The following is a 19,609-nucleotide window of genomic DNA, read 5'->3' on the forward strand; positions in this document are numbered from 1 at the left end:
CGACGCCTTGCGTCAACCTGTGGGCGGGCAGGGCTGGGCAGCGGCTGCCGCGGATCAGACGGTGAACTGCTCGGCGATGATCCGCTCCGACAGGCCGTGATCGGGATCGAACAGCATGGTCAGCGCGACCGCACGGTCCTCCCAAACCTCGACTCGACGCACGTCCCGGACTTCCGTGTAGTCGGCAACGGCGGCAACCGGCCGCTTTTCCGGCTCCAGCACCTCAAACACCACCCGGGCTTCCGCCGGCAGCAGGGCGCCGCGCCAGCGGCGAGGGCGGAAGGCGGAAATCGGGGTCAACGGCAGCAGATTGGCCCCCAGCGGCACGATGGGCCCATGCGCCGAGAGGTTATAGGCCGTGCTTCCGGCGGGGGTGGAGACCAGCACGCCGTCGCAGATCAGCTCCTCCAGCCGCTGCTTGCCGTCGATCAGGATGCGGATCTTGGCGGCCTGGCGGGTTTCCCGAAGCAGCGAGACCTCATTGATCGCCAGCGCCTCCATCGGATCACCCACCCCGACAAAGGCCCGCATCCGCAACGGGTGCAGGGTGGCCGCCTGCGCCTGGGCCAGGCGGTCGGGCAGGCCGTCCTCCCGGAAGTCATTCATCAGGAAGCCGACGCTGCCGCAGTTCATGCCGTAGATCGGCAGGTTGCGGCCCAGCAGCAGGTGCTGGGTTTCCAGCATCATGCCGTCACCCCCCAGCGCCACGACCACGCTGGCATGGTCCAGCGGCGCATTGCCGAACTGGGTGGTCAGGCGTTCCAAGGCTTCCTTGGCATGGTCGGTCGGGGCGGCGAGGAATGTGATGCGTCCGGCCAGGGCCAGGCCATCGGGCAATGGGGCGAGGCCGCTCATTCCGGCGATCCGGCGGCGTGCCGGCTCAAAAGACCACCTGGGCAGCGCTGCGATGATCCTGCACCGGCATGTCCCGACGTACCTTTGCTGTCAGCGCCGTATCGATGACGGCGGAGGCGAAGCCGATGCCGTCCGGCCGCTGCGCCACCACCCGACCCCACGGATCCACGATCAGGCTATGGCCATAGGTATGGCGTGGCCCGCCGCGTTCCTGGTGCTCGCCCCAGGTCGCCGCGGCCGCGAACCAGCACTGGGTCTCAATGGCCCGCGCCCGGATCAGGATTTCCCAGTGGTCGCGCCCGGTCGGCACGGTGAAGGCGGCGGGCAGCAGGATCAGCTCCGCGCCAGCGCGCCGAAGTGCCAGGAAAAGCTCGGGGAAGCGGATATCGTAGCAGATGGCGCAGCCTACCCGCAGGCCACCGGCCTGATAGGTCACGACCTGCTGCCCACCGCCATAGGTGGCGCTCTCTCGGTAGCCGGTGCCGTCCGGCGTGACGATGTCGAACAGATGGATCTTGCGGTAGCGCGCCAGTTCCTGGCCGTCCGGCCCGAAGGCCAGGGTGGTGTTGAACAGCTTCTCCGGCCCAACCTCGCCGATGCTGCCACCATGCAGGTAGATGCGATGCTTGCGCGCCATGCCGCGCAGAAATTCATAGGCTTCGCCACCCGGCTCCGCGCTGCCCGGGGCGGGCAGGGGCTCGGCGGCCGCGAGTCGGGTGGCGCGGTCGCCACCCAGGCAGGTCCAGATTTCAGGCAGAGCCACCAATTCGGCTTGGTCGGCGACCACCGCAGCTTCGATCAGCCGTTCCGCCTGGGCGATATTGGCTGATTTGTCGTGCCCGGGATTCATCTGCACGACGGCGACGCGCATGCGGCGAGTGCTCCTGTTCCAACGCGGCGCCATCAAGCCCGGCTTGGCCCTGCCGGGCAAGGGTGGCTCAGCGCGGCGTGCGCGGCCAGTCGAGCTTGGGCTCCGCGCGCCCCACACCACGCTCCGGCCATGTGGCGGGCGGCGGCACGGGTGGGCGCATGCGCTGCGCCGGCACTTCGGCCGTGGTGCGGCCGGGGGGGGGCGGCTCCGCCCAATCGTCCTCGACCGCGGCGCGGCGGCGGCCCTGCTCCGGCAGGGGCAGGGTGCGGTTGCGCAGCTCGGCCTGGATTTCATCGAGCTGCGCTTCGATCGCCTCCAGCCGTCCCTTGAGGCCGAACACGCTGAAGGGCATCAGCAGATAGGCGAGGCCAACAAGCGCGAGCAGCACCAGAACGACAAGGCCGGACCAGTCCGGCAGGCCCGGGATCGTCAGGGCAGAGGCGGTATCCTGAAGCATCACCCGCCCGTCACACTCATATGCCGGGCCACGGCGGGCTGGCGGCTGTTGCGGTCGATCACGAAATCATGCCCCTTCGGCTTGCGGGAAATCGCTTCCAGGATCGCCTGCTGCAATCCCTTCTCGTCCAGATCCGGATCGCGCAGCGGGCGTCGCAGGTCCGCGGCATCATCCTGACCCAGGCACATATACAGCGTGCCGGTGCAGGTGAGCCGGACCCGATTGCAGGATTCGCAGAAATTGTGGGTCAGCGGCGTGATGAAGCCGATCCGCCGACCAGTTTCCCGGACCGTGTAGTAACGGGCCGGACCGCCGGTGGTATAATCCGTGTCATCCAGCGTCCAGTTTTGCCGCAGCCTGGACCGTACGGTCGACAGCGGCAGATACTGGTCGTTGCGGTCGCCGGAGATCTCGCCCAGAGGCATTGTCTCGATCAGGCAGAGGTCGAAGCCGTGCTCGCCACACCAGGCGATCATGCGGTCGAATTCGTCCTCATTGACGCCCTTCATGGCCACGGCATTGATTTTTACGGCCAGTCCGGCCGCCTTGGCGGCGAAAATGCCATCCAGCGTCGGCTCCAGCTTCCCCCAGCGGGTGATGGCCGCAAAGGTCGCCGGGTCCAGCGTGTCCATGCTCACATTGATGCGCCGGACGCCGGCCGCATACAGGTCGCCGGCCAGGCGGACGAGCTGGGTGCCGTTGGTCGTCGTGGTCAGCTCCCGCAGGCCACCCTCGCCAAGCCGGGCGCCAAGGCTGCGAAACAGGCTGATGACGTTTTTGCGCACCAAGGGCTCGCCCCCGGTCAGGCGGATACGATCCACGCCCAGGCCGATGAAGGTGCCGCAGAGCCGGTCCAACTCCTCCAGTGACAGGACCTCCGCCTTGGGCAGGAAGGTCATGTCCTCGGCCATGCAGTAGACGCAGCGCAGGTCGCAACGGTCGGTCACGGAGACGCGGAGGTAGCTTACCCTTCGGCCAAACGGGTCGATCATCATGGGTCCTTGGGCAAGGCGGGGGCAGGGACGCGCCACTGTGCCTTCATTTGGTCCACCCCCCCCCAGGCATGCAAGCCCCGTCTGCTCAGGCCAACAAGGCGGCCACCCCGGTGGAGACCAGGAAGATCAGGGCCAGGCGTTTGTACCAGCGTTCCGGCAGCACCCGGAACAGCCGCGCCCCGATCGGCACGCACAGCATCAGCACCGGCAGCAGCAGCATGGTCTTGGCCAGCACCGGCCAGCCCATGAGGCCACCCAGCGCCGGTGGGATGACGGAAATGACGGCGATGGTGCCAAAGAACAGGATCAGATTGGCACGATGCTGCCGCGCCGCCTCCGGCCCCGCCAGCAGGTACAGGATGACGGGCGGGCCACTGATGCCGGTGGCGCCCTTCAGCAGCCCGGCCAGGCCGCCGACCATCAGGTTGAGGGGCATCGGGCGTGATCCGTGGTAGCGCCAACCCGACATCAGCAGCAGCCCAAACACCAGCACCAGGCCGCCGATGAACCGGCGCAGCGTATCCTGATCCGCGGTGAGCAGGATAAAGGCCCCGAGGGGCGTCGCCAGGCAGGCCGCGGCACCAATCGGCAGGATGACGCGGCGGTTTGCCTCGGCAAATGCGCGGGGCACGAGCTGCAGCGAAACGACCAGCTCCATCACCAACATGACCGGAATGCCGATTCGCGGCCCCCAGAGCACGGAGTAGGCCGGTGCCAGCAGCACGGCCGTCCCGAAGCCGGAATAGCCCCGCATCAGCCCGGCGATCGCCGTGACGGCGATGGCGGCATAAATATGCCACCCACGCAACAAATTCAGCAGTTCCAAGGGGATGTCGGTCAAGACTCGTCATGTTCCACGGGTAGGAGAGCCACCAGGTCGCTGCGGATCACGACCTTGCCGGCATTCTCGAAGTTGACGGTAATGCGCTGTCCGACAACAGATTGGATCTGCCCCACACCCCATTCCGGGCATAGGGGATGACGTACACGCATGCCGGGTGAGAGTTCTGACCACACGAGGCGATGGTATCCGTGCTTGCCGCCCGCCGCCTAGCCTGGCGCGACGCCGCGACATTGATTTGCCACTTCGCCTTGGTGATCTGGCAACCTGCCATGGGTATGCCGAATGCCTGGTTCCCGGGCTGACCGTCGTGGTCGGCTACTGCGTTGCGGAGGAATGAATGCTGCCTGACACGATCGCCCTGGCCCAGGCCGTTTGCACGCGACTTTGCCATGATCTCGGGGGACCCGCCGGCGCGCTGGCCGGCGCACTCGAGCTACTTGAGGGGCCTGGCGATGATGCGATGGAGGTTGCGCGCGACGCGGCCCGAATCATGGACCGCCGCATCCGATTCTATCGTGCCGCCGTGGGTGCCGGCTGCGGCGACTGCCGGGTGGAGGAAATCGCCGAGATGGCCGAAGGCCTGACACTTGGGAGGCGGGCGAGCATCGATCTGGCGGATCTGGAGCCGACGGCGGTCTTCCCGGCCCATCTGACCCAGGCCATGCTGCTGGCGTCCTGGTTGGCGGTGGACGCCCTGCCACGTGGTGGCGTGGTGCGGATGGGCGGCGATCCCGTCGGCGGCCTGTCCATCTGGCCGGATGGCCCGCTGGCGGCCTGGCCCATCGGCCTGGCCGCAGGCCTCGCGGGCGAGGCGGTGCCGCTCAATCCACGCAGTGTCTCCGTGCCGCTTCTGCTCGCCTTGGGTGCATCGGCCGGTATCCAGGTCGAGATGCTGATGGGGGCGAGCGGCGCCGCGCCGCTCATGCTGACTTTGGCGACCCGCAACTAAACCGGCCAATGCGCGGCATATCACCGCGTGTTTACCGAAAATTCGGTCTGTTCGTGCAGGCTCCGGATAAGACAAGGCGCCGGAGCCCCGAATGGACGACTTGCTCGCTGATTTCCTGACCGAGACACATGAAGGCCTTGTGGCGCTGGATGTCGCTCTGCTTCGGCTGGAGCGATCCCCTGACGACAAACCCACGCTGTCGGAAATTTTCCGGCTCGTGCACACCATCAAGGGGACCTGTGGCTTCCTTGGTCTTTCGCGCCTTGAGCGGGTGGCGCACGCCGCGGAAAGCATCCTCGGCCTGTACCGCGATGGCGTTCTGACGGTCACACCCGCCGGCGTCAGCCTCGTGCTGCGCGCACTCGATCGGATCAAGGAGATCGTTGGTGCGCTTGAAGTCGGTGGGACAGAACCCGCTGGCGACGACGCGCCGCTGATCGCCGAACTCGATGCGGCCGCCTGCGGTGACAGCGGCGCGCCGCCCGCATCGTCCGACGCCGCCGAGATCGAGGCGGAGTTCGACGTCAAACCCGATGCGAAGGCCGATGAGCCGCCCCAGGTGGTCGAGGCCATTGAGCCTCGGAGCGAGGTGGTGGCATCGAAGCCCGCACCCAAGCCTGTGGCGGCACCCGAGGCGGCTCCGGAGGAAGGCGGCGGTGGCCGCGCGCCCCCGCAGAGCATCCGCGTCTCGGTCGATGTGCTCGAAGACCTGATGATGCTGGTCAGCGAGCTGGTGCTGACCCGCAACCAGCTGATGCAGCTGTCCCGTGCCCGCAGCGATGGCGCCTACAGCGTTCCGCTGCAGCGTCTCTCGCATATCACGTCCGATCTGCAGGACGGGGTGATGAAGACCCGCATGCAGCCGATCGGCAATGCCTGGGCGAAGATGCCAAGGCTGGTGCGCGATCTCTCGATCGAACTTGGCAAGAAGATCGATCTCGAGATGCGCGGCGCCGATACCGAGCTGGACCGGCAGGTGCTGGAGCTGATCAAGGATCCGCTGACTCACATGGTCCGCAACAGCGGCGACCATGGGTTGGAGGGGCCGGAGGATCGGCGCCGCGCCGGCAAGTCCGAAACCGGCCGGATCATGCTGAATGCCTATCACGAGGGCGGCCATATCCTCATCGAGATCTCCGATGACGGCCGAGGCCTCAATATCGACCGCATTCGTCAGAAGGTCGTGGCTCAGGGCCTGGCGAGCGAGGCCGAGATCGCCGGGATGAGCGAGGCGGAAATCCACCGCTTCATCTTCCGCGCGGGCTTCTCCACGGCCGCCGCCGTCACCGCCGTCTCCGGCCGTGGCGTTGGCATGGATGTGGTCAAGACCAATGTGGAGCGCATCGGCGGCACCATCGACGTCAGCTCCGTCGAGGGTCGCGGTACCAGCTTCACCATCAAGATTCCGCTGACACTTGCCATCGTTTCGGCGCTGATCGTCGAGGTTGCGGGCGAACGCTTCGCCATCCCGCAGATCGGCGTGCTCGAACTGGTGCGGGTCGGCGGCGGCTCTGGCTCCCGTGTCGAGAGGATCAAGGACGCGCCGGTGCTGCGCCTGCGCGACCGCCTGCTGCCCCTGGTCTCCCTCGGTCGTGTCCTGGGCCTCGATGAGGGCGTCGCGCCGACACTGGGCGAGAATGGCGACACCGGCTTCGTCGTCGTGACGCAGGTTGGCGCCAATGTCTTCGGGATCATCGTGGATCGCCTCTTCGACACCGAGGAGATCGTGGTGAAGCCGGTGGCGCCGATCCTGCGTCATATCGGCATGTTCTCCGGCAACACCATTCTGGGCGATGGCAGTGTCATCATGATCCTGGATCCCAACGGGATTGCCCGGGTCACCGGCGTGGTGGCGGATGGGGCCGGAACGCGCTCCGCGGAAGGGAAGGCGGCCAGCGCCGTGCGCTCGAACGACAAGACCTCGCTGCTGCTGTTCCGGGCGGGCGATGAGACCCCGAAGGCGGTGCCGCTTGGCCTCATCGCGCGGCTGGACGATATCCCGGTCGAGCAGATCGAGAATTCGGGCGGCACGCCGGTGGTGCAGTATCGCGGCCAGCTCATGCCGCTGCTGTCCATGTCCGGCGGCTTCGCCCCGGCCGAGAGCGGCCGCACCCGGCAGACCGTGCTGGTCTTCAGCGAGGGTGAGCGGAGCCTCGGCATCATGGTCGATGCCATCCTTGACGTGGTGGACGAAGCACTGAGCGTTCAGGCGGGCCAGGGCCGTCCGGGCTTCCTGGGCTCGGCCGTCGTGGCCGGCAAGGTCACGGACGTGATCGATACGGCATGGTGGCTCGGACAGGGTGGTGGCGACTGGTTCCGCCCCCTCACCGCCGCCTCTGCGATCCGCCGCCTGTTGGTGGTGGAGGACAGCGCCTTCTTCCGTGAACTGGTCGTGCCCGCCCTGGCCGCCGAAGGCTATGAGGTGGTCGCTGTCGAGGGTCCGGCCCAGGCGCTGCGTCTGCGGGAGCGGGGCGAGGCCTTCGATGCCATCGTCTCCGATATCGAGATGCCGGAGATGAATGGCTACGACTTCGCCCGTGAGGTGCGGAACGGTGGCGGCTGGCAGGACCTGCCCATGATCGCGTTGACGGGGCGGGTCGATCCCGCCGCGGTGGCGCGCGGCCGGGCAGCGGGCTTCACCGACTATGTCGGCAAGTACGACCGCGAGGCCCTTCTCGCGAGCCTCGCCGAGTGCCTGGCCGTGCCGGTTGCGGCCTGAAGCGGAGGATTTGTCCTTGCGTACCCAAACGACTCAGTCGGCCGTTACGGATGCCGACCTCATTCTCACACTGACCGTTGCGGGTCAGGCCTGCGGCGTCCCCGTGCTGGTTGTGCGCGACGTGCTCGGTCCGCAGGTCATCACACGCATCCCGCTGGCGCCGCCCGAGGTGGCGGGAAGCCTGAACCTGCGTGGTCGCATCGTCACCGCGGTCGACCTGCGACGCAGGCTCGGTCTGCCGCAGCGACCCGCGGACATTCAGCCGATGAGCATCGTGGTCGAGATGGCCGGCGAACTCTACAGCATGCTGGCCGACGCGGTCGGTGAGGTGGTGCCGCTGCGCCAGGATGATTCGGCGGCGAACCCGCCGACCCTGGATCCGGTCTGGCGTGATGTCTCACGCGGCGTGCATCGGCGCGACGGGCAGTTGCTGATCGTCCTGGATGTCGAGCGTGTTCTCGCGATCGGAGGTGGCCGATGAGCGCCGTGATGGATCAGACGGCCGTGCGCCAGTGCCTCGTCGTCGATGACAGCCGGGTCGTGCGCAAGGCGGCGCGCCGCTTCATGGAAGGCTTCGGCTTCACCGTCCGCGAAGCGGGCGACGGGAGCGAGGCCTTGGTCGCCTGCCGCGAATTGCTGCCGGAGCTGGTGCTGCTCGACTGGAACATGCCGGTGATGGATGGCGTGACTTTCCTTCGCGCCGCGCGCGCGGAATTCGGTCCTGATCATCCGGTGATCATGCTCTGCACCACGGAAATCGCCTTCGAGCGCATTGTCGAGGCGTTGGAAGCGGGTGCCCAGGAATATGTGATGAAGCCCTTCGATGCCGCGATCCTGGGCGACAAGCTGGTCCAACTCGGACTGTTGCAGGCAGCGCCAGCGTGATCGGCACCGGGCCTGTCCGGGTCCTGCTTTGCGATGACAGCGCGGCCGCGCGTAACATCATGTCACGCATGCTGGCCACCGACCCCGGCATCAAGGTGATCGCCAGGGCGACTGATGGCGGAGACGCGCTCGCGCAGCTGAATGCCATGCCTGTCGCGGAACGGCCGCAGGTGGTGCTGCTCGATCTCGAAATGCCACGCATGGATGGCATGACGGCATTGCCGCTGCTGCTTAAGGCGGCGCCGAACACTGCCATCATCGTGGCCAGCGCGCTCAGCCAGCGCGGCGCGACCGTGACGATGGCGGCGCTGCGGGCGGGGGCGGTGGATTATGTGCCGAAGCCGTCAGCGGCGGCCGGTGGCATGAATGGCGGGCAATTCCAGGCGGAGCTTGTCGCGAAGGTAAAGGGCTGGGCGCGTATGCGTCGGCCGGCCGCGCGCAGCGTGCAGGCGCCGGTACGCTATGCATTGGCGGAGCGTCCGGCTGCCGTCACTGGCAAGCCGCGTGCGATCGCCATTGGGTCTTCCACGGGCGGCCCGCAGGCATTGGCTGCCCTTGTCGCGAAGCTGGATCGCCCTCTTGGTGCGCCGGTTGTCGTTGTGCAGCACATGCCGGCAGGGTTCACCACCTTGCTCGCCGATCACCTCAACCGGATCGGTACACTGCCCTGCAGCGAGGCAAGCGATGGTGAGAAGCTGTTGCCAGGTCGCCTGTATCTGGCGCCAGGCGACAGGCATCTGCTGGTGAAGGATGTGGGAGGAAGCCTGGTGTCGCAACTCGGCGACGGCCCTCCTGAAAATTTCTGCCGCCCCGCGGTCGACCCGATGCTGCGCAGCCTGGTCGCTGCCTGCCAGGGGCGTCTGTTGGTGGCGATCCTTACAGGCATGGGCAGTGATGGCCTGGCGGGCTGCCGGTCGGTGGCCGGGGCAGGCGGCGCCGTGCTGGCGCAGGATGAAGCGAGTTCGGTCGTCTGGGGCATGCCCGGTGCGGTCGCGAAGGCCGGGATCGCCTCGGCGATTCTCAGTGTCGAGGACATTGCAGGCCGCATTCTTGCGGCTGGCACAGACGGAAAGCGGACATGACGAACGACGATTTCGCTGAGATTGCCGGCGTTGTGCGACGCCGATCCGGTATCGTACTGACATCGGACAAGGCCTACCTTTTGGAGACACGCCTCGGGCCCGTTCTGACTCGCTTCGGCCTGGCCTCGCTTGCCGCGCTGGGCCAGAAGCTGCGGCGGCCGGATGAGCCGCTGGAGCGTGCTGTTGTGGAGGCACTGACGACGCATGAGTCGTCGTTCTTCCGCGACGGCAAGCCCTTCGAGCACCTCACCAAGATCCTGCCCAAGTTGGCCGCATCCCGGTCGCCGGGCACGCCGCTGAGGATCTGGTCGGCCGCCTGCTCGACGGGGCAGGAGCCCTATTCGATTGCCATGCTGGTGGCTGACACGCTTGGGGTGCGGCCGGATTGCCGCGTTGAGATCCTGGCCACCGATATCTCGGCGGAGATCCTGCAGCGTGCGCGGCAGGGCGTGTTCACCCAGTTCGAGGTGCAGCGTGGCTTGCCGATCCGATCGCTGGTGAAGCACTTCAAGCAGGACGGCGCGAAGTGGCGGATTTCACCGGAGCTGGCCGCGATGGTGCGCTTCGAGGAGCGTAACCTGCTGAATGATCTGTCGTCGCTGGGCCGCTTCGACACGATCTTTTGCCGGAACGTGCTGATCTACTTCGACGCACCGACCAAGACGCGCGTCCTGGATGCCCTGGCACGCCGATTGACGCCGGATGGTGTGCTGTATCTGGGTGGTGCGGAAACGGTGCTCGGGCTGACGGATCGGTTGATGCCGATCGCGGGCGAGCGCGGTGCCTATGGCATCTCAACGCAACGCGCGGCCGCCTGAAGGGCGGCACGCGCTGTGCGCAGCCTGGTAATCGGTGGATAGCTTGCCCAGGCTGCATCGCAGCCTGGGCGAAAACATGAGAGACGCCGGGCCGTTAGGCCGCGGCGCTCGTCGGACCACCGCGTCCGGTCGGACCGGCCGGCAGACGCACCGTGTTGCTCGGCTCCCGCAGGACATAGCCACGTCCCCAGACCGTGCCGATCAACTCCGCCGCGCCGGCATTGGCGAGCTTCTTGCGAAGCTTGCAGATGAAGACGTCGATGATCTTGACCTCAGGTTCGTCCATCCCGCCGTAGAGGTGGTTGAGGAACGCCTCCTTGGTCAGGACGATGCCCTTGCGAAGGGTGAGCAGTTCGAGAACCGCATATTCCTTGCCGGTCAGATGCACCGCGCGACCATCGACCAGCACTTCTCGCGAGCCCAGGTTGAGAGTCAGTGGGCCCACGGAAAGTGTGGGCTGGCTGAAACCCTTCGCGCGGCGCACGATGGCCTGAATGCGGGCCACCAATTCCTGCTGGTCGAAGGGCTTTGTGATGTAGTCATCGGCGCCCATGCCGAAGCCCCGGATCTTGGCCTGCGGGCGGGTCAGCCCAGACAGGATCAGCACCGGTGTTTCGAGCCTCGCGGCGCGCAGCCGACGAACCACCTCATAACCTTCCATATCAGGAAGCATGAGATCGAGAACCACGATGTCGTAGTCGTAGAGCCGGGCGAGTTCGAGAGCTTCCTCACCTGTATCGGCGGTATCGACGATCATGGCCGCAGCCTTGAGCGCCAACGTCACACCACGCGCTACAATTGTATCATCTTCAACCAAAAGGACACGCATGGAAGGCCTCCACACACCTGATGCGTGTAGGAATACCACCTCCGCGCGATTTGTGAAGGCCTTATTCACCGAAAAATACGCACAGTAGCGAGGATTGAACGGAGAAATGACTTTTTATGATTTATTTAGATAAGTCCATAAAAAGTAACGATTGGCGCGCTGCAGCACGCGCCTTACGTCGCGCACCGCGCCATCAGCGCCGCGGCACCGTGGCCGCTGCCGACCTGTTGGCAGTCGAGATCGCTGGCATTCGTCCGAACCTCGCCATCGGCGAGAGGCTCAGTATCCGGAGCCGTGGAGGCTCCGCCGCCCCGCTGGCCGAAGTGGTCAGCGTCGCGCACGCTTCCGCGCGCGCGGTGATTTTCGGTGAAACATCGCATGTGGCCGTGGGCAATGAGGTCATTGCATTTCCGTGCTCAGATCTGCGTATAGGTCCTGGCTGGCTTGGGCGTGTGGTCGATCCGCTGGGCCAGCCGCTGGACAATAAGGGACCGCTATTGGGGGCGCAGCAGCCCTGCCCGACCCGGGCGCCCGCCCCGCCGGCGGCGACACGGCAACGCCTCGGCGCGCCCATCGGCGTGGGTGTGCGCGTGCTGGATGCCTTTTGCACCATGCGGGAAGGGCAGCGGATTGGCCTTTTCGCCGCGTCAGGGATCGGCAAGTCCACTCTGCTGGCCACCATGGCGCGCGCCGCGGCCTTTGACACCGTGGTGCTGGGCCTGATCGGCGAGCGCGGACGCGAGTTGCGGGAGTTCATTGAGGACGATCTGGGGCCGGAAGGTCTGGCGCGCAGCGTCGTTGTCTGCGCCACCTCCGACGCGCCGGCCGCGCTTCGGCGCGAAGCGGGCTATGCCAGCCTGGCGGTGGCCGAGCATTTCCGGGATGCCGGGCATCGCGTGCTGCTGCTGCTGGATTCGGTTACCCGCTTTGCTCTGGCCTGCCGGGAGATCGGTCTTGCAGCCGGTGAGCCGCCGGCGACCCGGGGCTATCCGCCCAGCGTTTTCCGGGAATTGCCGGCACTGCTGGAACGGGCGGGGCCGGGCGGCCCGGGCGTCGGCAGCATCACCGCCCTGGTGACCGTGCTGGTCGAGGGCGACGACCATGATGAGCCCATCGCCGATGCGGTTCGCGGCATCCTCGACGGCCATGCGGTGCTGGAACGGCGCATCGCCGAGGCCGGCCGCTACCCGGCCGTGGAGGTCCTGCGCAGCCTGTCCCGCAGTGCGCCGGGCTGCCTGACGCCGGATCAGGCGGCACTTGTGCGCCGTGCGCGTCAGATATTGTCGCTGCGGGATGAGGTGGCGGACCTGGTGCGTCTCGGCGCCTATCGCGCCGGCACCGACCCCGCTGTCGACCAGGCCCTGCGCATGGCGCCGCGCATCGACGCCATGCTGCATCAGGCGCGTGGCGAGGTTTCGACGTTGGACGAGGCATTCGGCCGCTTGGCCGAGGCGCTGTCTGATGCCGCGATCTAGCGCCATCGACGCCCTGCGCCTGCTGCGGCGCATCGAGCTGGACGCGGCGCGGCGTCACCTCGGTGAGGCGCTGGCCCAGGAGGGACAGGTCATCGAGGCCTTACGGCGCGCCGAGGAAGCGCAGCTTTCCGAGCGGGCTGACGCGACGCCGGAGAGCTATGCCGCCTGGCTGCCGACGTCTCAGTCCCGGGTTGCGCAACTCACCGCCCGCCGCGACGCGGCCGCGGCCGGGGTTTTGCCGCTGCGCGATGCCGTCGCCGCGGCATCCCGCGCCGCGACAGCCGCGACGGAGGAAGCCGCGCGCCTCGCCCGGGAGGCGCGGGCGGAGCAACTCAGGCGCAGCCAGGCGCGGCTGGACGACCTTCCGCGCAGGCCGGTCAGGCCGCCGCCGGCTTGAGCACGCCGCGGCGGATCTGGTCCAGCTCGATGCTCTCGAACAGGGCGCGGAAATTGCCCTCGCCAAAGCCCTGATCGCCTTGGCGCTGGATCAGCTCGAAGAAGATGGGGCCGATCACGGTGTCCGTGAAAATCTGAAGCAGCCGGCCGCCCTCCGGCGTCGGCGCCCCATCCATCAGCACGCGATTGCGCCGCAGCCGATCGAGTCCGGCCTCGACGCCGGGAAGGCGGTTCGGCAACAGCTCATAATAGGTGTCGGGCGTGTCGAGGAATTTGACGCCCGCGCCCCGCATGCCCTCCACGCTCGCATGGATGTCCGCCGTGCCGAGGGCGACGTGCTGGATGCCCTCGCCGCCATAGGCGCGCAGAAATTCCTCGATCTGGCTGCGATCGTCCGAGCTTTCATTGATCGGGATGCGGATCTGGCCGCAGGGGGAGGTGAGGGCGCGGGACTTCAGCCCGGTCAGCTTGCCCTCGATGTCGAAGTAGCGGATTTCGCGGAAATTGAAGAGCTTGGCGTAGAACTGCCACCAGACATCCATCCGGCCGCGATGCACATTATGGGTCAGGTGGTCGATCACCGTCAGGCCGCTGCCGGCGGGCTTGGGGTCGCGCTCACCGGTCCAGTGGAAATCGACATCATAGATGCTGCCGCGGGCGCCATAGCGGTCCACGAAATACAGCAGGGACCCGCCAATGCCTTCGATGGCCGGGATGTTGAGCTCCATCGGGCCGATCCGGCCCTGCACCGGCTTGGCGCCGAGCGCGATGGCGCGCTGATAGGCCTGGGCGGCATCCGCGACCCGGAACGCCATGGCGCAGGCGCAGGGGCCATGCACCCGGGCAAAGGCCTGGGCGAAGCTCTCCGGCTCCGCATTCAGGATGAAATTGATGTCGCCCTGGCGCCAGAGCGTGACCGCCTTGGACCGGTGCCGCGCCACCGCCGAGAAGCCCAGCCGGGCGAACAGGGTCTCCAGATAGGGCAGGTCCGGGCCGGTGAATTCCACGAATTCGAAGCCATCCGTGCCCATCGGATTGGCCTCGGAGATCTGGCCGGCATAGGCGCTGCGATCGGGCGGGACATCCATGGGCGCTTCTCCGTCGTTCGGTGAGGCTTCAGGAATACGCCATCCCGCGCGGTGATTTTCGGCGAATTTCCTTCCGACAATGGGTATGCTTTCGTGAACTCGCCAAACAAGGTCGGAAAAATGGCGAAATCCACTATTGTCCTGGATGAGATTGATCGACGCATCCTGCGCCTGCTGCAGCAGGACGGTCGCATCGCCGTGACGCTGCTGGCCGAGCAGGTCGGCCTTTCCGCCACCCCCTGCCTGCGGCGGATCAGGCGGCTGGAGGAGGCGGGCGTCATTGCCCGCTATGCCGCGGTGGTGGAGCCCAGCCGGGTCGGCCTGCCGATCCAGGCCTTCGTGCAGGTGGCGCTGTCCTCCCATGCCGAGGAGGTGGCGGCGGCCTTCCACAAGGCCCTGGCCGCGCGGGGCGAAGTCATCGCCGCCTACGCCATGAGTGGCGGCATGGACTACATGCTGCATGTCGTTGCGGCGGATTTCGAGGCCTATGCCGATTTCGCGCTCAAGGCCCTGCTGCGCATGCCGGGGGTGAAGGAGACCCGCAGCTCCTTCGTGTTGATGGCGCTGAAGCCGCCCGGCGCGGTGCCGGTGTGATCCTCAGTCGCGGCTTTCGGCCAGCCAATCCAGCACGCCTCGGGCGGCGGCAACCCCGGTGCTGAAACAGCCTTGCAGAAGGTAGCCGCCGGTCGGCGCCTCCCAGTCCAGCATTTCGCCGCAGGCGAAGACCCCGGGGCGACCGCGCAGCATCAGCCTTGCGTCCAGTTCCGACCAGGCAAGGCCGCCGGCCGAGGAAATCGCCCGCTCGATCGAGGCAACGCCCGTCAAGCGCAGCGGCAATGCCTTGACCAATTGCGCCACCGGCGGGGGCGAAGCCCCGGCGCGGAGGGCTTCCTGCACCAGCCCGATGGCGACCGGGGGCAAGGCCAGCGCCTTGCGCAGGCCGTTCGCCAGCGATTCCGCGCGCGGCCGCGCCGCCATCCGTTCCGCCACGACCTCCGCGCCGAGGTCGGGGCGCAGGTCCAGCTCGATCTCTGCCTGACCCATCTCCGCAATCGCCTGACGCAGCAGTGCGGACAAGGCGTAGAGCGCGCCGCCCTCCAGGCCTCCCCGGGTCACCATGGCCTCTCCGCGCAAGGTCTGGCCGGTGAAGCGCAGGCCGATGCGTTTCAGCGGCGTGCCCTGGAAGCGTTCCCGGAAATGGGGCGACCAGTCCAGGGTGAAGCCCATATTGGCCGGCGCCCAGGGGGTGACGCGCGCCTCCGGCAAGAGCGCCGGCCACAGACCGTCCGAGCCGAGCCGGGGCCAGGAAGCGCCACCCGCCGCCAGGATGGTGGCTGCCGCCTGCGCAGTTGTGCCGTCCTGGAAACAGGGATTCCCTGCCGCATCCCAGCCTGTCCAGCGGCTACGCGTGCGGAGCTCCACGCCCAGCGCGTTCAACCGCCCCAGCCAGGCGCGCAGCAGCGGCGAGGCCTTCAGGCTGCTCGGGAAGATGCGACCGCTGCTACCCTGAAAGGTCGGCACGCCCAGCCCCTCGCACCAGGCGATCAGCGCGGCCGGTGGAAAGTGCCGAATGGCCTCCAGCAACGAGGGTTCGGCGGGCTGGTAACGGCCCAGCAGGGTCTCCAGCGCTTCCCCATGCGTCAGGTTCAGCCCGCCGCGCCCGGCCATCAGGAATTTGCGGCCGACCGAGGGCATGTGGTCGTGGACCGTCACCCGCAGCCCTGCCTGGGCCAGGATTTCGGCGGCCATCAGGCCCGCTGGTCCGGCCCCGATGATGGTGACCGTGGGGTGCTGCACGGCAGTCGGCGGAGCGGCATTGTTCATGCATGGCTTACTGCGGCGGGCAGCGCGGGATATCCAGGGCCTGCGTCGAATTCGCGTGTCTCAAGGAGTTGCCCATGACCGCCATCCTCGTCACCGGAGGCGCCGGCTTCGTCGGTCTGAACCTCGTCGAGGCTTTGCTCACCCGCGGCGAGCATGTGGTGGTTTTTGGGCAGGAGACGGAGCTGCCCGAGCCTGCCGGCACCGTTTTCGCCCGCCTGCCCGGGCGGCTGGAGGTGGTGACCGGCGATGTCCGCGACCGGGCTGCCCTGGCGCGGCTGTTCGCCGAGCGGCCCATCGACCGCGTTTTCCCCTTCGCCGCCATCACCGCGGGTCCGGCGCGGGAGGCGGCGGCGCCGGCTTTGGTGCTGGATGTCAATCTGCAGGGCGTCATCGCCACGCTGGAAGCGGCGCGGGATGCGGGCACGGTGCGGCGGGTGGTGCTGCCCGCGTCCTCCGCCGTCTATGGTGAATCCGCCTATGCCTATCCGCTGCTGGACGAGGTCACCACGCCCTGCATGCCGATCAGCCTCTATGGCGTGACCAAATATGCCGTGGAACGCGCCGGCCTTCGGCTGGCCGGGCTTTGGGGGTTGGATGCGGTGGCGGCGCGCATCGGTGCGACCTTTGGGCCGTGGGAGCGCGATACCGGGCTGCGCGACACGCTGAGCCCGCATCTGGCGATTGCCGAGGCGGCGCTGCGCGGGAAGCAGGCTGTTCTGCCGCCGGCACCGCTGCCCCGCTATGACTGGATCTATGTGCGCGATCTGGTCGCCGGGCTCATCGCCCTGCTCGATTGCGTCGACCCGCCCAGCCGGGTCTTCAACCTGGCCTCGGCACGGGACTGGGCACCGCATGCCGGCACCTGCTGCGACACCATGGCGGCCGCCATGCCTGGCTTCTCCTGGCGCCACGCGGCCCCGGGGGAGGAGCCGAACATCCCCTTCAACGAGACAAAGCCGCGCGGCCTGATGGCCATCGACCGTGCCGCCGCGCTCGGCTGGGCGCCGGTCTTCACGCCCGAGGCTGCCTATGCCGATTATGCGGCCTGGCTGCGGGCCACGGCGCGGCCGTGAGGCTTGGCCTGTCCCGTCATGCGTCCGATCATGGACCGGCGCCGATCGCTACCCATCTCCACCGCGTAACTGCCGCGAGGTTCTGATGCCCGATACCAACATGCTGGACACGACCCGTCTGAAATTCGGAATCGGGCAGTCCGTTCCCCGCGCCGAAGATCCCATCCTGCTGACGGGCCGGGGGCGCTACACCGATGACATTGCCCTGCCCGGCCAGGTCTGGGCTGTCATGGTGCGCAGCCCCTACGCCCATGGCGTGATCCGCGGCATCGGCACCGAGACGGCGCGGGAGATGCCGGGTGTGCTGGGCGTCTGGACCGGCGCGGATCTCGCGGCCGCGGGCTACGGCCTGATGAAATGCGGCATGCCCCTGAAAAGCCGGGATGGATCGCCGCTCCGCACCACCCAGCGCCCGCCGCTCGCCACCGACAAGGTGCGCTTCGTTGGCGACCCCGTCGCCTTCGTGGTGGCGGAGACCCGCGCCCAGGCCAAGGACGCGGCGGAGATGGTGGAGCTGGACATCGATTCCCTGCCGGCCGTCACTTTGGCCTCGGCCGCCGCGGCCGCCGATGCGCCCCAGCTTTACGACGACATTCCCGGCAATGAGGTGCTGGACTTCCAGCAGGGCGACAGCGCCAAGGTGGCGGAGGCCTTCGCCCAGGCGGCGCATGTCACCCGCCTGTCGCTGCGCAACAACCGCATCGTGGTCTGCGCCATGGAGCCGCGCAGCGCCATCGGCAGCTATGAGGACGATCGCTACGTCCTGCGCGTGGGCTGCCAGGGCGTCTTCGGCCTGCGCGCCCAGATGGCGAATGAGGTGCTGAAGGTCCCGAAGGAGAAGGTGCGCATCCTGACCGGCAATGTCGGCGGCAGCTTCGGCATGAAGGCGAATGCCTATCCGGAATATGTGTGCCTGCTGCATGCGGCCAAGGAACTGGGCCGGCCGGTGAAGTGGACGGATGAGCGGACAAGCAGCTTCCTGTCCGACCAGCATGGCCGCGACCATGAGGTGGATGCGGAACTGGCGCTGGATGCGGAGGGCCGGTTCCTGGCCGTGCGCCTGACCTCCTTCGCCAATATGGGTGCCTACCTCTCCACCGTGGCGCCGCTGATGGGCACCGCCAATTTCTGGAAGAACGTCCAGGCCAATTACCGCACGCCCCTGATCGAGGTCGTCACCCGCAGCCTGCTCACCAATACCAGCCCGGTCTCCGCCTATCGCGGCGCGGGACGGCCGGAGGGCAACTATTTCATGGAGCGGTTGATCGAGACCGCCGCCAAGGAGATGGGAATCAGCGCCCTCGACATCCGCCGTCGCAACCATATCCGGCCCGAGGAATTCCCCTATTCCGCCGCCTCCGGCAGCATCTATGACGGTGGCGACTTTACCGCGCTGATGGAGCGCGCGCTGGAAGCCGCCGATGTGGCGGGCTTCCCGGCCCGCAAGGCTGAAACGGCGCAGCGCGGGCTGCTGCGCGGCCTCGGGATCGGCAACTTCCTGGAATGCACGGCGCCACCGACCAAGGAACAGGGCGGAATCCGGTTCGAGGCGGATGGGACCGTCACCATCATCACTGGCACGCTGGACTACGGCCAGGGCCATTGGAGCGCCTTCGCCCAGGTGCTGCACCAGTCGATCGGCATCCCCTTCCACCAGATCCGCCTGCTGCAAGGCGATTCCGATGAGCTGATCGCCGGCGGTGGCACCGGCGGTTCCAAATCCCTGATGGCCTCCGGCGCCGCGATCGTGGAGGCGGCGGAGCTTGTGGTGGAGAAGGGGCGCGAAGCGGCCGCCTGGGCGCTGGAGGCGGCGGCCGCGGATATCGAATTCGAGGCTCATCCGGATGGCGGCGAGGGCCGCTTCCTGATCGCCGGCACCGACCGCGGCATCGGCATGATGGAACTCGCCGCCCGGCTGCGGCAGGCGCCCAGCCTGCCGGAAGGCGTGCCGGCGACGCTGGACGTGACCCATGTCTTCGACCAGGCGTCGCAGGCCTATCCCAATGGCTGCCATGTGGTGGAGGTGGAGATCGATCCCGAGACCGGCATCGTCCATATCGACCGCTACATGTCGGTGAACGATTTCGGTGTGATCGTGAATCCGATGCTGGTGGCCGGCCAGGCGCATGGCGGCATCGCCCAGGGCATCGGCCAGGCGCTGCTGGAAAGCGTCGGCTATGGCGAGGATGGCCAGCTCCAGACCGGCAGCTATCTGGACTATGCGCTGCCGCGGGCCGGGGACATGCCCTCCATCGGCTTCGTCAGCCATGCCGTCCCGGCCACGACTAATCCGCTGGGCGCCAAGGGCTGCGGTGAGGCCGGCTGCGCCGGGTCGCTGCCGGCGGTGATGAATGCTTTGGTCGATGCGCTGTCTGACTACGGCATCCGGCATATCGACATGCCCGCGACGCCGGAGCGGATCTGGCAGGCGATCCAGGCCGCCTGAGGA

General features: G+C 67.5%; 20 protein-coding genes. 11 read left to right on the top strand and 9 right to left on the bottom strand.

All coding sequences use genetic code 11. The annotated features are described in order from the left end of the window. Nucleotides 1-54: 54 nt before the first annotated feature. The 6 genes from ACVFYP_RS10995 to ACVFYP_RS11020 form a co-directional block, all read right to left on the bottom strand. Nucleotides 55-855 carry an NAD kinase gene (locus ACVFYP_RS10995; RefSeq protein ID WP_499200217.1) on the bottom strand — a complete coding sequence of 267 codons (801 nt, stop codon included), beginning with the start codon at nucleotides 853-855 and terminating at the stop codon, nucleotides 55-57. Nucleotides 856-880: 25 nt separating this feature from the next. Next, nucleotides 881-1,726 (bottom strand): carbon-nitrogen hydrolase family protein, encoded by an 846-nt coding sequence (locus ACVFYP_RS11000; RefSeq protein ID WP_499200218.1) that lies wholly within the window; start codon nucleotides 1,724-1,726, stop codon nucleotides 881-883. Between the two features lie 67 nt (nucleotides 1,727-1,793). Further along, the gene (locus ACVFYP_RS11005; protein WP_499200219.1) at nucleotides 1,794-2,183 is read right to left on the bottom strand and encodes a hypothetical protein; all 390 of its coding nucleotides are present in this window, start codon (nucleotides 2,181-2,183) and stop codon (nucleotides 1,794-1,796) included. Further along, a complete protein-coding gene (moaA, locus tag ACVFYP_RS11010) occupies nucleotides 2,183-3,175 on the bottom strand; it encodes a GTP 3',8-cyclase MoaA (protein ID WP_499200474.1) in 993 nt (330 codons plus the stop codon). The genes ACVFYP_RS11005 and moaA overlap by 1 nt, the downstream gene beginning before the upstream one ends. A gap of 88 nt (nucleotides 3,176-3,263) precedes the next feature. Then, complete coding sequence (locus tag ACVFYP_RS11015; protein ID WP_499200220.1) at nucleotides 3,264-4,019, bottom strand: sulfite exporter TauE/SafE family protein; 756 nt, start codon at nucleotides 4,017-4,019, stop codon at nucleotides 3,264-3,266. After that, nucleotides 4,016-4,171 (bottom strand): DUF3553 domain-containing protein, encoded by a 156-nt coding sequence (locus ACVFYP_RS11020; protein ID WP_499200221.1) that lies wholly within the window; start codon nucleotides 4,169-4,171, stop codon nucleotides 4,016-4,018. Before ACVFYP_RS11020 ends, ACVFYP_RS11015 begins: the two co-directional genes overlap by 4 nt. Before the next feature lie 188 nt (nucleotides 4,172-4,359). Here ACVFYP_RS11020 and ACVFYP_RS11025 point away from each other — a divergent pair, with 188 nt between their 5' ends. The 6 genes from ACVFYP_RS11025 (at nucleotide 4,360) to ACVFYP_RS11050 (ending at nucleotide 10,475) form a co-directional block, all read left to right on the top strand. Next, complete coding sequence (locus ACVFYP_RS11025) at nucleotides 4,360-4,971, top strand: histidine phosphotransferase family protein (protein ID WP_499200222.1); 612 nt, start codon at nucleotides 4,360-4,362, stop codon at nucleotides 4,969-4,971. 91 nt (nucleotides 4,972-5,062) lie between these two features. Further along, nucleotides 5,063-7,690, top strand: a complete 2,628-nt coding sequence (locus ACVFYP_RS11030) for a hybrid sensor histidine kinase/response regulator (RefSeq protein ID WP_499200223.1) — start codon at nucleotides 5,063-5,065, stop codon at nucleotides 7,688-7,690. Between the two features lie 16 nt (nucleotides 7,691-7,706). Beyond that, nucleotides 7,707-8,171, top strand: coding sequence for a chemotaxis protein CheW (locus ACVFYP_RS11035; protein ID WP_499200224.1), 465 nt, complete (start codon nucleotides 7,707-7,709; stop codon nucleotides 8,169-8,171). An 8-nt stretch (nucleotides 8,172-8,179) separates the two neighbouring features. Beyond that, nucleotides 8,180-8,575: a response regulator gene (locus ACVFYP_RS11040; protein WP_499200225.1), complete on the top strand. Its 396-nt coding sequence runs from the start codon at nucleotides 8,180-8,182 to the stop codon at nucleotides 8,573-8,575. Continuing rightward, complete coding sequence (locus tag ACVFYP_RS11045; RefSeq protein WP_499200226.1) at nucleotides 8,572-9,657, top strand: protein-glutamate methylesterase/protein-glutamine glutaminase; 1,086 nt, start codon at nucleotides 8,572-8,574, stop codon at nucleotides 9,655-9,657. The genes ACVFYP_RS11040 and ACVFYP_RS11045 overlap by 4 nt, the downstream gene beginning before the upstream one ends. Further along, entirely contained in the window at nucleotides 9,654-10,475 is an 822-nt protein-coding gene (locus tag ACVFYP_RS11050) for a CheR family methyltransferase (protein ID WP_499200227.1), read from the top strand. The genes ACVFYP_RS11045 and ACVFYP_RS11050 overlap by 4 nt, the downstream gene beginning before the upstream one ends. A 94-nt stretch (nucleotides 10,476-10,569) precedes the next feature. Here ACVFYP_RS11050 and ctrA read toward each other — a convergent pair whose 3' ends face one another. Beyond that, nucleotides 10,570-11,304: a response regulator transcription factor CtrA gene (ctrA, locus tag ACVFYP_RS11055; protein WP_499200228.1), complete on the bottom strand. Its 735-nt coding sequence runs from the start codon at nucleotides 11,302-11,304 to the stop codon at nucleotides 10,570-10,572. Between the two features lie 116 nt (nucleotides 11,305-11,420). Between ctrA and ACVFYP_RS11060 the strand changes: the two genes are divergently transcribed. Both ACVFYP_RS11060 and ACVFYP_RS11065 read left to right on the top strand, forming a co-directional pair. Next, on the top strand, nucleotides 11,421-12,779 hold the full coding sequence (locus ACVFYP_RS11060; protein ID WP_499200229.1) for a FliI/YscN family ATPase: 1,359 nt from the start codon (nucleotides 11,421-11,423) through the stop codon (nucleotides 12,777-12,779). Beyond that, nucleotides 12,766-13,176: a hypothetical protein gene (locus tag ACVFYP_RS11065; RefSeq protein WP_499200230.1), complete on the top strand. Its 411-nt coding sequence runs from the start codon at nucleotides 12,766-12,768 to the stop codon at nucleotides 13,174-13,176. The genes ACVFYP_RS11060 and ACVFYP_RS11065 overlap by 14 nt, the downstream gene beginning before the upstream one ends. On the opposite strand, the gene hppD is transcribed toward ACVFYP_RS11065, so the two are convergent. After that, entirely contained in the window at nucleotides 13,157-14,263 is a 1,107-nt protein-coding gene (gene hppD, locus ACVFYP_RS11070; protein ID WP_499200231.1) for a 4-hydroxyphenylpyruvate dioxygenase, read from the bottom strand. The genes ACVFYP_RS11065 and hppD overlap by 20 nt on opposite strands. A gap of 120 nt (nucleotides 14,264-14,383) precedes the next feature. On the opposite strand from hppD, the gene ACVFYP_RS11075 reads away from it, so the two are divergent. Beyond that, nucleotides 14,384-14,857 (top strand): Lrp/AsnC family transcriptional regulator, encoded by a 474-nt coding sequence (locus ACVFYP_RS11075; protein ID WP_216872629.1) that lies wholly within the window; start codon nucleotides 14,384-14,386, stop codon nucleotides 14,855-14,857. Nucleotides 14,858-14,860: 3 nt separating this feature from the next. On the opposite strand, the gene ACVFYP_RS11080 is transcribed toward ACVFYP_RS11075, so the two are convergent. Then, nucleotides 14,861-16,087, bottom strand: coding sequence for a BaiN/RdsA family NAD(P)/FAD-dependent oxidoreductase (locus ACVFYP_RS11080; protein WP_499200232.1), 1,227 nt, complete (start codon nucleotides 16,085-16,087; stop codon nucleotides 14,861-14,863). A gap of 74 nt (nucleotides 16,088-16,161) precedes the next feature. On the opposite strand from ACVFYP_RS11080, the gene ACVFYP_RS11085 reads away from it, so the two are divergent. Further along, the gene (locus ACVFYP_RS11085) at nucleotides 16,162-17,160 is read left to right on the top strand and encodes an NAD-dependent epimerase/dehydratase family protein (protein ID WP_499200233.1); all 999 of its coding nucleotides are present in this window, start codon (nucleotides 16,162-16,164) and stop codon (nucleotides 17,158-17,160) included. 85 nt (nucleotides 17,161-17,245) lie between these two features. After that, complete coding sequence (locus ACVFYP_RS11090) at nucleotides 17,246-19,606, top strand: xanthine dehydrogenase family protein molybdopterin-binding subunit (RefSeq protein ID WP_499200234.1); 2,361 nt, start codon at nucleotides 17,246-17,248, stop codon at nucleotides 19,604-19,606. The last annotated feature ends 3 nt before the right edge of the window (nucleotides 19,607-19,609 follow it).

It is taken from the genome of Roseomonas sp. F4 (assembly GCF_053891155.1).